Source organism: Shimia ponticola, assembly GCF_007995215.1.
Classification (GTDB): Bacteria; Pseudomonadota; Alphaproteobacteria; order Rhodobacterales; family Rhodobacteraceae; genus Shimia_B; species Shimia_B ponticola.
The window spans coordinates 477,807-492,525 of sequence record NZ_VCDK01000005.1; the positions used below are offsets into that span (position 1 = coordinate 477,807).

The following is a 14,719-nucleotide window of genomic DNA, read 5'->3' on the forward strand; positions in this document are numbered from 1 at the left end:
AGGACGGCTGGTCACCAGTGTGCGTGGTTTGCGTTTGTCCCTTAAGGGCTGCGTTCAGAACAAATTACCTGCGCAGCGGGCCACCGCTGCGCCGCGCCGAACTGGCCCCGTCGTGCGATCAGCACGCTTTCAGCATGACGGTCGGCGCGATGGCGCCACCTCTCGGTTCGGCGCCTTTTACATGACATCGTGACCTATCGGTGCTGCCGCAGCGCCCTAGGCGCATGGCCAAAGGTCAGTCGAAACGCGCGTGTAAAGGCACTGGCGTCCTGATACCCGGTGCGGATTGCAATCTCGGCGATACTCAATTGGGTTTCCCGCACCAATTTGCGCGCGCGCAGTAACCGCAGGCGGGCGTAGACCTGTGCAGGGCTCGACCCAAGATCGCGCTTTACAAGCCGGTCGAGTGACCGGGGTGACATCCCGACCTGTGCGGCGAGAGCGGCCATTGTCAGGGGCGTTTCGACCGTGTCCTGCATGATGCCCAACAAACGTGCAGTTGTTCGCGTGCCTGCAGTTGGTGCCTCGGGTTCGGCGGCGACATCGGGTGCCACAAACAAAAGCGACACCTCCAGCCGCAGCGCGGGACCAGCCACCCGTTCAATCAAGTCAGCCATCGCGTCAAAGGCCGCCGATGCCCCCGCGCAAGTCAGGCGGTTTTGGTCCCACAGGAAACGCGCGCGCCGGGCGGTGACTTCGGGAAACGCTTCTGCGAAATCCTCTAATTCTTCCCAATGCACCGTCGCGGTGTGGCCGTCGAGCAGCCCTGCATCGGCCAATAGCCAAGCCCCGGTATCGAACCCCGCAAGCGTGCCAAAGCGACGATCAGCGGCGCGCAGCCCGGCGCGATCAGCGGGCGTGGCAAAATCGCGAAAGCCGTAGGACGGTTGCAGGATCAGCATATCGCCTGTCGCGTCTCGCAGCGCTGCGTCCATCGTCAGATTTAACCCGCTGGATGATGTCTCAGGCGCGCCGCTGCGGCTGAGCACCTGCCATTCAAACAGGCGCGTACCGCTCAGGTCATTGGCAGCGCGCAGCGGTTCGACCGTATTGGCGAGGCAGTGGTTGGAAAACTGCGGATAGAGGAGAACAGAAATCTGCATGATCGTGGCGAGGGATGCATGATCGCTGCGTCTCTGGCAACTAGCGTTTCGTCAGGTTTGGGAGAGGAAGCCATGATCTTTGGTCAGACTGACGAACATCATATGATCGCCGACACGGTGCGCAGCTTTGTGGAGAAAGAGATTTATCACCACGAAGAGCTTGTCGAACGCACCGGTGAAGTGCCGCATGAGATCGCGCAGGAGATCAAGCAAAAGACCATCGATCTGGGTTTCTATGCCTGCAACTTTCCCGAAAGCGTCGGCTGTGCAGGTCTGAACCACCTTGAGTTTGCTCTGGTTGAGCGAGAGCTTGGGCGTGGGTCGATGGCGCTGACGCATTTCTTCGGGCGGCCCCAGAACATCCTGATGGCGTGTGAGGGTGAGCAGGTCGAACGCTATCTGATGCCTGCTGTGCGCGGCGAGAAGATGGACGCGCTGGCAATGACTGAACCCGGCGCAGGATCAGATGTCCGGGGCATGAAATGCGCGGCTGTGCGCGATGGCAGCGATTGGGTCGTGAACGGGACCAAACACTTCATCTCGGGTGCGGAACACGCGGACTTTGTTATCGTGTTCATCGCAACGGGGGAGGATCAGACGCCGAAAGGACCCAAGAAACGTATCACCGCGTTCCTCGTAGACCGAGGACATCCGGGCTTTACCATCCGGGATGGCTACAAGAGCGTCAGCCACCGGGGCTACAAGAACATGATCCTTGAATTCGACGATTGCCGCCTGCCTGCCGAGGCAGTGTTGGGCGAGGTCGATGGCGGGTTCGAGGTGATGAACACGTGGCTTTACGCGACCCGGATCACCGTTGCCGCCATGAGCGTCGGGCGCGCGCGACGTGTGTTTGACTATGCGCTCGACTATGCCGCCACGCGCGAACAGTTCGGGCAGAAGATCGGCAAGTTTCAGGGCGTCAGTTTCCAGATCGCTGACATGATCACCGAGATCGATGCCGCAGACTTGCTGACGCTGGCGTCAGCCGACCGGCTGGACAAAGGGCTGCCCGCGAACCGCGAGATTGCGAGCGCCAAGCTTTACGCATCCGAGATGCTGGCGCGTGTGACGGATGCCGCCATTCAGATCCATGGCGGCATGGGCCTGATGGATGACTACCCGCTGGAGCGTTTCTGGCGTGATGCGCGCGTTGAACGTATCTGGGACGGCACCAGCGAAATCCAGCGCCACATCATCAGCCGCGATTTGCTGAGGGCGCTGGGTGCGTAAGGATCACTCAGCCGCGGCTTGGGTCACGCGGGCCATGCGGTCGATTTGCGGGGCCATGGTGCACCACAGGTCACCATCGGCGACCCAATGGGCGTCGCGGGTCGTGGCTTTGACCACCACGCGGTCATCGCCCAGTTCGACGTGGTCCACGCCAACAAGTGTCAGGAAAGCGGCCAAGGCGGCGGATGAAATGCACATGGATCAAGGTCCTTTTCGGTTGGGGACGTGTGCTGTGCACACGGGTCGCCGCGACCTCCCCAACCGCGGTGCCTGTTTGAAGCTTAGCAGACAAAGGTTGGGTCGAGATTTGTTTTTCGCTGCACTGCAGCATGTTTTGCGATTTGCTCGGCCAAACTGCCTATTTTCCGGGCAATTCTACTCTGAAATGACGAGATCGACGTGATGAGCCGGGATCTCTCACGGTTTCTTGCGCCTCGGTCGCTGGCAGTCATCGGCGGCGGTGCGTGGTGCGCGGCCATCGTAGATGCGGCACGGAGGATTGGGTTTTCCGGCACGATCACCCCGGTCCACCCCACGAAGACCGCGGTTGCGGGCCTGCCCGCCGTTGCCAGTATCGCCGACCTGCCCGAGCCGCCGGATGCCGCCTTTATCGGGGTCAACCGCCACGCGACGATAGAGGTCGTCAAGGACCTCCGCGCCGCCGGTGCCGGAGGGGGGATTTGTTTTGCCTCCGGGTTTTCCGAGGCCGTGGCCGAGGATGACAGCGCCGGGGATTTGCAGGCGGCGCTTGTGGACGCCGCCGGTGACATGCCGATCCTTGGCCCCAACTGCTATGGTTTTCTGAACGCGTTGGAGCCATCCGGCCTTTGGCCCGATCAGCACGGCTTGGTCCCGGTTGAACGTGGTGTGGCGATCCTCAGCCAGTCGTCGAACATCGCAATCAACCTGACCATGCAGCACCGTGGGTTGCCCATCGCCTTTGTCGCGACGCTGGGAAATCAGGCACAAACGACCCAAGCCGGGCTTGCGCATCACTTGCTTGATGACCCACGCATCACCGCCCTTGGGTTCTATGTCGAGGGTTTCGGCGACCTGCGCGCGTGGGAAGCGCTGGCGCAAAAGGCGCACGCGCGGGGCATCCCCTTGGTCGCCCTGAAATCTGGCCGCTCCGAGCAGGCGCAGGCAGCGACAGTGTCACACACGGCGTCACTGGCCGGAGCAGATGCTGGCGCTCAGGCGTTTATGGAGCGATTGGGGATTGCACGCGTCCGGTCGATCCCCGCGTTTCTTGAGGCGCTGAAGCTGGGGCACATGTTCGGACGTCTACCCGATGCCCGGATTGCGACGATTTCCAGCTCGGGGGGTGAAGCCTCTTTGGCGGCGGACACCGCACATGGGTCGCGCGTAACCTTCCCGGCTTTGACCGCGCCGCAGGAAACCGCGCTGAGGGATGCACTGGGTCCGATGGTGGCACTGGCCAATCCGCTGGACTACCACACCTATATTTGGCGCAACGAGGCCGCAATGACGCGCGCGTGGTCCGCGATGGCGGATCCTGGCATTGATCTGATTGGCTTGATCCTCGACTACCCGCGTGCAGATCGCTGCGATCCTGTGGATTGGGAGATTGCCACGCGGGCTGCCATCGGCGCAGCAGCACAGACAGGGGCGCGCTATGCATTGGTAGCTTCAATGCCAGAGCTGTTGCCAGAAGCCACCGCGCGGCACCTGATGGATCATGGCGTGTTGCCACTGCACGGGTTGGATCATGCGATTGAGGCAATTGAAGCGATGAGCGGCGATGTACCAGATGCACAGCCACCAGTCGCTCTCTCCGGTTCGGACGCCGAAACCGAAGAGTTCACGGAAGCCGCGGCAAAAGACGCCCTGAGGCGTTTTGGTCTGTCAGCACCAAAGGGCGATTTCGCCACCAAGGCCACCGCAGTTGACGTCGCCCAAGCCGTCGGCTTTCCCGTCGCGATCAAGGTGCAAGGGTTGGCCCACAAGACCGGGGCAGGCGGCTTGGCCTTGGGTTTGACCTCCGTAGAAGAGGTTCAGGCGGCCTTGTCCGAACTTGCTGATGGTCCGCTGTGGATCGAACAGATGATCCCAGCCCCGCTGGTCGAATTGCTGGTCGGCATCACGCGCGACCCGGCGCATGGTTTCCTACTGACACTGGCAGCTGGCGGGACTTTGACGGAACTGTTGGATGACAGTCAGACACTTTTGCTGCCTGCGCCGCGCGCCTCGGTTGAACAGGCTTTGTTCAAGTTGAAACTGGCACCGCGCCTCACGGGGTATCGCGGCTCACCTCCAGTCGATTTGACCGCAACCTTGGACGCCATTGACGCCATTCAAGCCTACGCGCTGGACAACTCCGCCACCCTGCACGAACTTGAAGTGAACCCTTTGATCCTGACCCAAGACGCGGCCATTGCCGCCGATGCCCTGATCCGAAAGGCCCCAGATGTCCCCGATTAAAACCCGCCGCGACGGCGCGATCCTCGAAGTCACACTGGACCGGCCCAAGGCAAATGCCATCGACCTCGCCACCAGCCGGATCATGGGCGACACCTTCGCGGCCTTCCGGGATGACCCAGACCTTCGTGTGGCGATTATCACAGGCGCAGGTGAGAAGTTCTTTTGCCCCGGCTGGGACCTGAAAGCCGCCGCTGATGGCGATGCCGTAGATGGGGATTATGGCGTTGGCGGGTTCGGCGGGTTGCAAGAACTGCGCGACATGAACAAGCCGGTGATTGCCGCTGTGAACGGCATCGCATGTGGGGGCGGGCTGGAGCTCGCGCTGAGCGCTGACATCATCCTAGCCGCCGACCACGCCACCTTTGCCCTTCCGGAAATCCGCTCTGGTACAGTGGCGGACGCAGCCAGTGTGAAGCTGCCCAAGCGCATTCCCTATCATATCGCGATGGAGTTGCTGCTGACGGGGCGCTGGTTTGATGTTGATGAGGCCAAGGCGTGGGGCCTGATCAATCACAGCTACCCCGGCGACCAGCTTATGGATCAGGCGTGGGAGATGGCGCGCCTGCTCGCCTCTGGTCCGCCTCTGGTTTACGCAGCGATCAAGGAAGTCGTCCGTGACGCTGAGGACAGCAAGTTTCAAGATGCCATGAACCGGATCACACAGCGGCAATTGCGGACGGTGGATGTCCTCTATGCTTCGGAAGATCAGATGGAAGGCGCGCGCGCCTTTGCCGAAAAACGCGATCCTGTGTGGAAAGGTCGCTAGCGCCGTGAATTGGCGCGCGGCTTAGGGATTTGTTTCCGGAATCGCAGGCAAGAGACCCGTGTCGATAAATGCGGTGTCGGGTATGCGGTTTCTGATTTTTCTTCTGGTGTTTGGTTGGGGAATAGGCCCGGTCCATTCAGACCCTTTGGGCGACGTTCAGGATCGGCTTGTCCATCGTCACGGCGGGGCGGATCGCGAATACTATCTGTACGAACCCGAGGGCCTGACCTCTGGCGCGCCGCTCGTGATCGCGCTGCACGGATTGGGCGGTCGTGCCGAGCGGCTGCGCTATGGCACCCATTTGAATGCGCTTGCGGATCAGCATGGGTTTGCCGTGGCCTATCCGCAGGGCGCGGAGGTTCGGCCGACAACCAGTTATTGGAATGCCGCGCCGGAACCTGTGGGGTCCGATGATGTCGGCTTCCTTACGTCGCTTGTCTCCGTGCTGGAGCATCGTCGCGGCTATGACCCCGCGCAGACCTATGTCGTCGGAATCTCGAACGGCGGGGTCATGGCTTATGATATGGCCTGCCGCGCGCCGATGGTGTTCGAGGCCATTGCCGTAATCGCCGGAACCATGAGCGGAGCGGATTGGCAGCACTGCGACCCAAGCCGTGCGACGCCGGTTCTGCATGTTCACGGCACCGAGGACGAGCTGATCCCATGGGAAGGCGAGACCCATTGGCTCGGACCCGGTGATGCAACCCCGGCAATACCCGAGGTGGTGCAATTCTGGGCGGCACGCAACGGTGCGGATACGGTGCAGGTGGACCGTGATCTGCCTGGGGCGGTCCGATTCCGCTATGGCAGCACGCGCCAAGACGATCTGGTATGGTTTCTTCAGATGGATGGCTTTGGCCACGATCTGCCCAATCTGACCAACGCGGGCTTTCGCGCCGTCGACGTCGCGTGGGAGTTCTTTCGCCTCCGCCCCTAGGACGGGCGCAAAGTCACGATCAAGGCTTTGTCCGCGGCATGCTCATGTTCCGCCCCCGGGCCATAGATCGGGACCTGCCGCATCTGGATATGCCTGATGCGGTTGCGATGGCTGTCCAAAAAGGCTTCGAATCCAGCGGCTTCCCAATGCTGCGTGTTCACGGAAATCACGATTGGGCCACCGGGTTTGGTGACGCGCAAGACTTCGTTCAGTGCCTGCGGCCCGACATGGCCCAGCGTGAAGGTCCCTGCGCTGACCGCGCCGGAGTAATGATTGTCGGGTGTTGGCAAGCCAGCCAGAATATCGCTTTGAAACAGGTGAGCATAGACGCCCTTGGCCCGGGCGACGGCCAGCATCTCTGCCGAAATATCGGTCCCGTCAATCCCGCTGATCCCACGCGCCGATAGCGCCTCTGCCACCAGCCCGGTGCCTGCACCGATGTCCAGAACAGGGCCGGACCCCTCGGCCGCATGGAAAGCCTCTGCCACATGGTCATGCAATTGATAGCCATGGGTGGAGGCAAAACCGTTGTCATAGGTCGCGGCCCAATCGGCATAAAGCCGTTGCACCGCCTCCGGCGAATTCAGGGCATAAGCGCCCTCAAGATCGGGATCATCAGCCATCGGGGTAAAGGCTACATGGCATCGAAATCCAACACCAGACGTTTGCCGACCGGTCGCGCCTGACAGGCCAGAACAAACCCTGCCTTGGTTTCCCAAGGCTCAAGTGAATAGTTCACATCCATGGTCGCCTTGCCCTCGACAACCTTGCAGCGGCAGGTCGAACACATGCCCCCTGCGCATGAATAGGGAAGCTCCAGCCCGCGCGCCGCAGCCGCATCCAGCACCGTCTGATCTGTGATCGGAACGGTCAGGCGCGCCCCGTCGAGAATGATCTCGACCTCCGCGCCTTTGGGCGGTGGTGCGGGCGTCCGTTTTGACGTTGCCCCTGAAGCAGGTGTGAATCGTTCGTCGTGAAGGCGGTCTTCCGGAACGCCCATGGAGGTCAAAGCCGCGCGCCCCGTTTCGATCATGTCGCCTGGTCCGCAAAAGAATACGCCATCCGCAGCGTGCGGATTGATTAGCCTCGCATCGGTCAAAGCCTGCACCTTCTCCGCGTCGATGCGGCCAGATGTAATCGGAGCCTCGCCCGTGTCACGTGACAGAACATGGATCAGAGTAAACCTGCCCAGATAGCGGTCTTTCAGACGTTGCATGTCCTCACCCAGCATGACGCCGCTGGCATAGCGATTGCCAAGGATCAACGTGACGTCGCCGCCTTCGGCAAGCGCCTCGGCCGCCAGCCCCACCATGGGTGTCACGCCCGAACCCGCCGCAATCAGCAGAAGGTTGCGCGCACTCTTGCGTGTGAACCGACCCATCGGGGCCATGACATCCAGCGTATCGCCAGCTTGCAGGCCCATCGCAAACTCTGAAAAAGCGCCGCCGGGGACCCGTTTCACCCCCACGGACAATCCATCCCCCGGCGCGCAGGCGATTGAATAAGACCGGCGGGTATCTTTGCCGTCGATACGCGCCCGCAATGTCAGGTATTGCCCAGCCTCAAAGGCAAAGGTTTCGGCAAGCTCTGTAGGGACGTCGAATGATAACAAAACCGCGTCGCCCGGTTCCCTACGAACATCACGCAGTGTCAGGGAATGAAACCCACCGGCCATCAGACGCCCCCTAGATACATTTGAAATAGTCAAAAGGCTCAGCGCAGGACCGGCACTGGTATTGGGCTTTGCAGGCGGTTGAGCCGAATTCCGAAATCTTGGCCGTGTCGTCCGACCCACATTGCGGGCAGGCAACTACAGGGCTGTCGAACAGGCTGCCCTTGCCGCCGGATGCAGGCGGGGCAATGCCGTAGGCGCGCAGTTTTTCGCGGCCTGCGTCGGTGATCCAGTCAGTGGTCCAAGCGGGTGTCAGGATGCGTTCGGTGCGCGCGTCAAAGCCGGCGTCACGCAGGGCGGTTTCAACAGCGAGTTCAATCGCCAGAACAGCCGGACAACCGGAATAAGTCGGCGCAACTCCGGCGGTGGCGACACCGTCTTCGACCCGCACCCAGCGCAGGATGCCAAGGTCGGCGACGGTCACACAGGGGACTTCGGGGTCAGGTACGGCTGCCGCCGCGGCCCAAGCCCGCGCCTGATCCAGATCGAGAACTTCTACCATGTGGCCCCCGGATGGGCGCGGTGCAGGATCTGCATCGTTGCCAGCATATGACCCAATCCTTCGCCATGAATGCCCTGCCGCCCGCCTGTTTGCATGAACACGTCGTTGGGCCAGTCCAGCATCGCTTCGGTGAACACGGGTTTCAGCCGCGCCTCCCATGCGCCTTGCAGGGCGACCCGGTTGGGCAATTCGCTGTAGCTGGGTTCAAACATCTCGCCCGTGTAACGATGGAGCGCGTTTACAGCGGCACGCATGCGGCGCGCGCTTTCCTCTGTTCCATCGCCCAGCCGGATGACCCATTCGGCAGAGTGGCGGATATGATACCCCATCTCCTTGACCGCTTTGCCAGCCACCCCGCGCACGATGTCATCGGTATGATCCAAGGCCTGTTGCCAATAAAGCTCCATGAAAGCCGCGAAATAAAGCTGCCGCAGCATTGTATGTGCGAAATCGCCATTCGGGCGCTCAACCAACAAACAGTTCCGATAGACCCGTGCATCGCGCAGATAAGCCAGATCATCCTCTGTCCGGCCCGCGCCCTCCAGCTTGCCAGCATGATCAAAAAGAGTTCGCGCCGTCCCGATCAGATCGAGCGCAAGGTTGGGCAGCGCCAGATCTTCTTCCAGCATCGGCGCATGCCCGCACCATTCGCTCAGCCGATGGCCCAAAACCAGGTGGTCATCCGCCAGTTCTAGCAAACCTTCCCATAGCATCACATATGACCCACGTCGTCCGGGATGTCGTAGAATGTGGGATGGCGATACACCTTGTCGCCAGCGGGGTCATAGTTCTCGGCTGCCTGATCCGGGTCTGCCGCCACGATGTCGGCTGACCTCACCACCCAGATCGAAGTCCCTTCTCCACGACGCGTGTAGACGTCCCGCGCTGCCTGTACGGCCATCACTTCATCCGCCGCATGGAGCGACCCCACATGCTTATGAGCCAGCCCATTTCGGGGGCGAATGAAGACTTCCCAAAGGGGGATCTCGGTCATCGCATCATCTTCTTGCTTCAATAACTTCGGGGGAGCCCCTCCCACAGGAGGGGCGGGGGCAGCGCCCCTATTCGGCAGCCAGCTTTCTTGCGCGGCGTTTGTCTGCATGGGCCAGCGCCGCCTCGCGCACCCACGCGCCGTCATCCCACGCCTTTTGGCGGGCCTCGATCCGGTCGCGGGCCATCGGGCCGTTGCCTTTCACGACTTTCCAGAACTCGTCCCAGTCAATCGGACCGTGATCATAGCCACCCTTGTCGTCGTTCCACTTCAGGTCCGGGTCCGGGAAGGTCAGCCCAAGGCGTTCGCCCTGAGGGACGGTCGCGTCGATGAATTTCTGGCGCAGTTCGTCATTGGTGAACCGCTTGATCTTCCACGCCATGGACTGATCGGAATGCTGGCTGTCCGCGTCATGCGGGCCGAACATCATCAGCGACGGCCACCACCAGCGGTTCAGCGCATCTTGCACCATGTCGAACTGCGCAGGCGTACCTTCGGCGAGCGTCATGACGATCTCATAGCCCTGACGCTGATGGAACGACTCTTCCTTGCAGACGCGGATCATCGCGCGGGCATATGGCCCGTAAGAACAGCGACAAAGCGGGATCTGGTTCATGATCGCCGCGCCATCAACCAGCCAGCCGATGATGCCGATGTCCGCCCATGTCAGGGTTGGGTAGTTGAAGATCGATGAGTACTTGGCCTTCCCACTCAGCAATTCCTCGGTCATCTGCTCTCGGCTGACGCCCAGCGTCTCAGCGGCGGAGTAGAGATAGAGCCCATGCCCCCCTTCGTCCTGAACCTTGGCCAGCAAGGCGGCCTTGCGGCGCAGCGACGGGGCGCGGGTGATCCAGTTGCCTTCTGGCAGCATGCCGACGATTTCGGAATGCGCGTGCTGGCCGATCTGACGGACTAGTGTCTTGCGGTATCCCGCAGGCATCGGGTCGCGTGGCTCGATCTTTTCCTCGCGGTCGATCCGCGCCTGAAATGCAGCCAGAAATTCGGGTGTTTCTTCGGTGGCGCCATCGGCACCAATCAGACCTTGGGAATACATGCGCGTCTCCTCCTGCACGCCTACATATTACAAACTACGGCAGTGACCAAGATTTTTGTAATGCTTTTGACTTGGCCGTCTTGGCGCTCCACATGCCTCAGCATGCCCACGCTTTTCTCCTATGGCCACGGATATTCGGCCCAAGCCCTGACCCCACTTTTGCTGGCTCAAGGGTTCACAATCATCGGGACAACCCGCAGCGCGGATAAGGCTGAGAGATTGGCTGCATCCGGGATTACGCCGCGCGTAATCGGTCAAGACGACCTGAGCGGCGATATCCAGCAGGCGACACATATCCTGATGTCTGCAGCACCGGGCGAAAATGGCGATCCGTGCCTAACCGATTACCGCGATATGGTGGCGGCGTCCGAGGCCACATGGGTCGGCTATCTCTCGACCACAGGTGTTTATGGCGACCACGGCGGTGCCTGGGTGGACGAAGACACGGCCCTTACGCCTGCCACCAGACGCGGGCAAATGCGTGTTTCGGCTGAGGCTGAGTGGCGCGCGCTGGACCTGCCGCTGCATATCTTCCGTCTCGCAGGGATTTATGGGCCGGGGCGCGGACCGTTTTCCAAAGTGCGCGCAGGCACGGCGCGACGCATCATCAAGCCGGGGCAGGTCTTTAGCCGCATCCATGTCGAGGATATCGCGCAGGTCTTGGCTGCCTCGATCGCCCAGCCCAACCCCGGTGCGATCTATAACCTCTGCGACGACGATCCGGCCCCGCCGCAGGATGTGCTGGCCTATGCTGCCGAGTTGCTGAACCTGCCCCTGCCGCCCGAAGAGGACTTTGAAACTGCCGAGATGACGCCGATGGCGCGTAGTTTCTACGCGGAGTCTAAAAAGGTGCGGAATGATCGGATCAAGGATGAGTTGGGTGTGTCTCTGCTCTATCCTGATTACCGGAAAGGCTTGCAGGCATTGCTGGCACTTGAGACGGGTTAGGCACGATCGCCGACGGCCCGGGTCATGGTCCAGCCGATGACAAAGAAGACCCCTAGAAGCACCAAAGCAGTTGCTATGTTCACACCGTAGAAATTCAACCGGGCACCGAATTCCAGGCTGTTCAGAAATGGATAGGGCAAGCCGCTGGTCACCGTCCCGCGCGGCGCATCGTTGAACCGCTGCACAAAAAGCTCAGCCCATGTCAGGTAGGCGACGACAACGCCAACCAGCGTTCCGGCCGAGGCAAAGTACCGGCGAAACGGGCGGTTGATGATCACGGCATCGAGCCACATCAAAAGCGGCCCCAACCCGTGCAGATAGTATTCCTTCCACCAGATGCCGAGTTCGCCGTTGCGTGTCACTGATGCGGGATCGGCAAAGAACAAGCGCCAGTAGAGGAACACCACCATCACATTCAGAACGGCAGTGGCGGCGGTGATCGGGTCCCAGCGACGGTCAGACCGTCGTTCCGAATAGGCCAGCACCCGGCTCGCGCAAAAGAACGAAAGGATCAATGCCCAGATTGTCAGATAGCGGAACGGCCCACCCGGTCCCGTGTAGGAGGACGTGGTGATCATGTAGATCGCATAGAACCCGGCCAGCAGGAAAACGAACCAACGATAGATCAGAACTGGGCGGGAATGCGGGTTGGGTGCCATGTGCAGACGCTAGACCGACCACCCGTGACGACCCAAGCAGAACGTGGCGTGACGCTAATGCGTCGCAGGATGCGTTCCCATCCAGACCTTGCCCGCGTCCTTGGCAACAAGGCGGCGTTCAATAGCGTCAAGCTCTTGCAGGGCGCGGGTTTTGTCACCGGTTCGCGCCAGAGCTTTTTGATAGGCGGTGCGGACCGATTGCGCGCCCCATGGCAGGGCGGCCTCGGACACCCAGCGCCGCAATTCTGGCGGCAGGCTGTCATATTCAGCAAGCGGATTGCCCCGACACCGTCGTGTGCGCAGGGTCGTAGCCCCGCGATTGCGCGTTTTTACCAGCGTGCGAGAGCGAGTCATCAGGCCGCCAAAGATCCATTCCATGAGACGCATATCTGTTATGTTACAACATAACAGTCTGCAACTAAAGAACGGAGTTTTTGCCGGTATCAGGCTCGGGCGGCATCCAGTTTAGTGACGCCCAGAACCTCAAGCACTTTGGCTTCGATATCCTCAGCGTTCAGTCCCGCCACATCATACATGTCCCGTGGGCTGGCCTGATCGATGAACGAATCAGGCAACACCATCGAGCGATATTTGAGCCCTGTGTCGAACACGCCTTCTTCGGCCAAGAGATGTGCGACATGGCTTCCGAAACCACCGACAGCGCCTTCTTCGATGGTGATCAGCGCTTCGTGGTTGGCGGCTAGATCAAGGATCAAATCGCGGTCCAGCGGCTTGGCAAAACGGGCGTCGGCGATGGTGGGTTTGATGCCTTTGGAGGCAAGAGCCTCGCATGCAACCTCGACTTCGGTCAGGCGTGTGCCGAATGACAGGATGGCGACACCAGACCCTTCGCGGATCATGCGGCCTTTGCCGATTTCAAGAGGTTGCGCGTCTTCTGGCAGGTCACAACCCACGCCTTCACCTCTTGGGAACCGGAACGCGCTGGGACCGCTGTCATGTGCGGCTGCGGTGGCGACCATGCGGCAAAGCTCGGCTTCGTCTGCGGCGGCCATGACGACCATCCCCGGAAGGTTCGCGAGGTAGGCGATGTCGAAAGACCCGGCATGCGTTGCGCCATCGGCCCCGACAAGGCCTGCGCGGTCAATCGCAAACCGGACCGGCAAACCCTGAAGGGCGACGTCATGCACGACTTGGTCATACCCGCGCTGAAGGAAGGTCGAATACATCGCGCAGAACGGCTTCATCCCGCCAGCTGCGAGGCCCGCGCAGAAGGTGACACCATGCTGTTCCGCAATGCCCACGTCAAAGCAGCGCGACCCGTAGCGTTCAGCGAATTGTTTCAGCCCCGTGCCGTCTGGCATGGCGGCAGTGACGGCGCAGATCTTGTCGTCTTTCGCGGCCTCTTTCATCAGGGCCTGTGCGAACACCGAGGTATAGGATGGCGCGTTTGAGGGGGCTTTCTTTTGCTCACCTGTGACGACATCAAACTTGGCCGTCGCATGACCTTTATCGCGCGCGGCCTCGGCAGGGGCATAGCCCTTGCCCTTTTTGGTGATCACGTGGATCAGGATCGGACCGTGGGCGCGGTCTTTCACAGTGCGCAGGACCGGAAGTAGCTGGTCCATGTCATGGCCGTCGATGGGGCCGACATAGCTGAAGCCCAACTGTTCGAACATCGTACCGCCAACGGTCATGTGTTTCAGCATGTCCTTGGCGCGCTTGGCCCCTTCGCGCAGGGGCGGGGGCAGAAGGCTCACCGCGCCTTTTGCGGCGGATTTGAATTCCTGAAACGGCGCGCCTGCGTAGAGCTGCGACAGGTATGACGACAGCGCCCCGACGGGCGGGGCAATCGACATCTCATTATCGTTCAGGATGACGATCAGGCGCTTTTTCAGGTGGCCTGCGTTGTTCATCGCCTCAAACGCCATGCCAGCCGACATTGACCCGTCACCGATCACCGCAATCGCGTCGCCCAGTCCGTGGTCCGGCGCACCGCCCAGATCACGCGCGACGGCAAACCCCAAGGCGGCGGAAATCGACGTCGACGAATGTGCTGCACCAAAGGGGTCGTAGGGCGACTCACTGCGTTTGGTAAATCCGCTCAGCCCGTCCTTCATCCGCAGGGTACGGATACGGTCACGGCGGCCGGTCAGGATCTTGTGCGGATAGCACTGGTGGGACACGTCCCAGATCAGTCGGTCCTTTGGCGTGTCAAAGACGGCATGCAGGGCGACCGTGAGTTCTACAACACCCAACCCGGCCCCAAGGTGCCCGCCTGTGACCGACACAGCGCTGATCGTTTCCGAGCGCAGTTCATGCGCGACCTGCGTCAGTTGCGCGTCTGATAGACCCTTGAGGTCCGCAGGCGAGTCGATCTTGTCGAGTAGGGGAGTCGCAGGGTGACCCTTGGGTGTGTTTTCGGCGGGCATAACACGTGCCTCCTCATCGGTC

At 61.1% G+C, this 14,719-nt stretch carries 16 protein-coding genes; 5 read left to right on the forward strand and 11 right to left on the reverse strand.

Going from position 1 to position 14,719, the window contains the following annotated elements; all coding sequences use genetic code 11:
* Window positions 1–194: 194 nt before the first annotated feature.
* The gene (locus FE702_RS12500; RefSeq protein WP_147126639.1) at window positions 195–1,103 is read right to left on the reverse strand and encodes a GlxA family transcriptional regulator; all 909 of its coding nucleotides are present in this window, start codon (window positions 1,101–1,103) and stop codon (window positions 195–197) included.
* 72 nt (window positions 1,104–1,175) lie between these two features.
* Between FE702_RS12500 and FE702_RS12505 the strand changes: the two genes are divergently transcribed.
* Window positions 1,176–2,336: an acyl-CoA dehydrogenase family protein gene (locus FE702_RS12505; RefSeq protein WP_147126833.1), complete on the forward strand. Its 1,161-nt coding sequence runs from the start codon at window positions 1,176–1,178 to the stop codon at window positions 2,334–2,336.
* A gap of 3 nt (window positions 2,337–2,339) precedes the next feature.
* Here FE702_RS12505 and FE702_RS12510 read toward each other — a convergent pair whose 3' ends face one another.
* On the reverse strand, window positions 2,340–2,534 hold the full coding sequence (locus FE702_RS12510) for a hypothetical protein (RefSeq protein ID WP_147126640.1): 195 nt from the start codon (window positions 2,532–2,534) through the stop codon (window positions 2,340–2,342).
* A gap of 204 nt (window positions 2,535–2,738) precedes the next feature.
* On the opposite strand from FE702_RS12510, the gene FE702_RS12515 reads away from it, so the two are divergent.
* The 3 genes from FE702_RS12515 (at window position 2,739) to FE702_RS12525 (ending at window position 6,481) form a co-directional block, all read left to right on the forward strand.
* Window positions 2,739–4,778 carry an acetate--CoA ligase family protein gene (locus FE702_RS12515; protein WP_147126641.1) on the forward strand — a complete coding sequence of 680 codons (2,040 nt, stop codon included), beginning with the start codon at window positions 2,739–2,741 and terminating at the stop codon, window positions 4,776–4,778.
* Complete coding sequence (locus FE702_RS12520) at window positions 4,765–5,544, forward strand: carnitinyl-CoA dehydratase (protein ID WP_147126642.1); 780 nt, start codon at window positions 4,765–4,767, stop codon at window positions 5,542–5,544. The genes FE702_RS12515 and FE702_RS12520 overlap by 14 nt, the downstream gene beginning before the upstream one ends.
* An 82-nt stretch (window positions 5,545–5,626) precedes the next feature.
* On the forward strand, window positions 5,627–6,481 hold the full coding sequence (locus tag FE702_RS12525; RefSeq protein WP_147126643.1) for an extracellular catalytic domain type 1 short-chain-length polyhydroxyalkanoate depolymerase: 855 nt from the start codon (window positions 5,627–5,629) through the stop codon (window positions 6,479–6,481).
* Here FE702_RS12525 and FE702_RS12530 read toward each other — a convergent pair.
* From FE702_RS12530 to paaA, 6 genes are all read right to left on the reverse strand, one after another.
* Window positions 6,478–7,104 carry a class I SAM-dependent DNA methyltransferase gene (locus FE702_RS12530; RefSeq protein ID WP_147126644.1) on the reverse strand — a complete coding sequence of 209 codons (627 nt, stop codon included), beginning with the start codon at window positions 7,102–7,104 and terminating at the stop codon, window positions 6,478–6,480. The genes FE702_RS12525 and FE702_RS12530 overlap by 4 nt on opposite strands.
* Before the next feature lie 11 nt (window positions 7,105–7,115).
* On the reverse strand, window positions 7,116–8,156 hold the full coding sequence (locus FE702_RS12535) for a 2Fe-2S iron-sulfur cluster-binding protein (protein WP_147126645.1): 1,041 nt from the start codon (window positions 8,154–8,156) through the stop codon (window positions 7,116–7,118).
* 10 nt (window positions 8,157–8,166) lie between these two features.
* Window positions 8,167–8,655, reverse strand: a complete 489-nt coding sequence (gene paaD, locus FE702_RS12540; RefSeq protein ID WP_147126646.1) for a 1,2-phenylacetyl-CoA epoxidase subunit PaaD — start codon at window positions 8,653–8,655, stop codon at window positions 8,167–8,169.
* On the reverse strand, window positions 8,649–9,368 hold the full coding sequence (paaC, locus tag FE702_RS12545; RefSeq protein ID WP_147126647.1) for a 1,2-phenylacetyl-CoA epoxidase subunit PaaC: 720 nt from the start codon (window positions 9,366–9,368) through the stop codon (window positions 8,649–8,651). Before paaC ends, paaD begins: the two co-directional genes overlap by 7 nt.
* Complete coding sequence (gene paaB, locus FE702_RS12550) at window positions 9,368–9,649, reverse strand: 1,2-phenylacetyl-CoA epoxidase subunit PaaB (protein WP_147126648.1); 282 nt, start codon at window positions 9,647–9,649, stop codon at window positions 9,368–9,370. The genes paaC and paaB overlap by 1 nt, the downstream gene beginning before the upstream one ends.
* A gap of 67 nt (window positions 9,650–9,716) precedes the next feature.
* On the reverse strand, window positions 9,717–10,700 hold the full coding sequence (paaA, locus tag FE702_RS12555) for a 1,2-phenylacetyl-CoA epoxidase subunit PaaA (protein WP_147126649.1): 984 nt from the start codon (window positions 10,698–10,700) through the stop codon (window positions 9,717–9,719).
* 102 nt (window positions 10,701–10,802) lie between these two features.
* Between paaA and FE702_RS12560 the strand changes: the two genes are divergently transcribed.
* Window positions 10,803–11,648 carry an SDR family oxidoreductase gene (locus FE702_RS12560; RefSeq protein WP_147126650.1) on the forward strand — a complete coding sequence of 282 codons (846 nt, stop codon included), beginning with the start codon at window positions 10,803–10,805 and terminating at the stop codon, window positions 11,646–11,648.
* Here the strand turns inward: FE702_RS12560 and FE702_RS12565 are convergent.
* From FE702_RS12565 to dxs, 3 genes are all read right to left on the reverse strand, one after another.
* On the reverse strand, window positions 11,645–12,307 hold the full coding sequence (locus FE702_RS12565; protein WP_147126651.1) for an androgen-induced gene 1 family protein: 663 nt from the start codon (window positions 12,305–12,307) through the stop codon (window positions 11,645–11,647). The genes FE702_RS12560 and FE702_RS12565 overlap by 4 nt on opposite strands.
* Before the next feature lie 54 nt (window positions 12,308–12,361).
* On the reverse strand, window positions 12,362–12,661 hold the full coding sequence (locus tag FE702_RS12570; RefSeq protein ID WP_147126652.1) for a DUF6525 family protein: 300 nt from the start codon (window positions 12,659–12,661) through the stop codon (window positions 12,362–12,364).
* A gap of 89 nt (window positions 12,662–12,750) precedes the next feature.
* Window positions 12,751–14,697 carry a 1-deoxy-D-xylulose-5-phosphate synthase gene (dxs, locus tag FE702_RS12575; protein WP_147126653.1) on the reverse strand — a complete coding sequence of 649 codons (1,947 nt, stop codon included), beginning with the start codon at window positions 14,695–14,697 and terminating at the stop codon, window positions 12,751–12,753.
* Window positions 14,698–14,719: the final 22 nt, after the last annotated feature.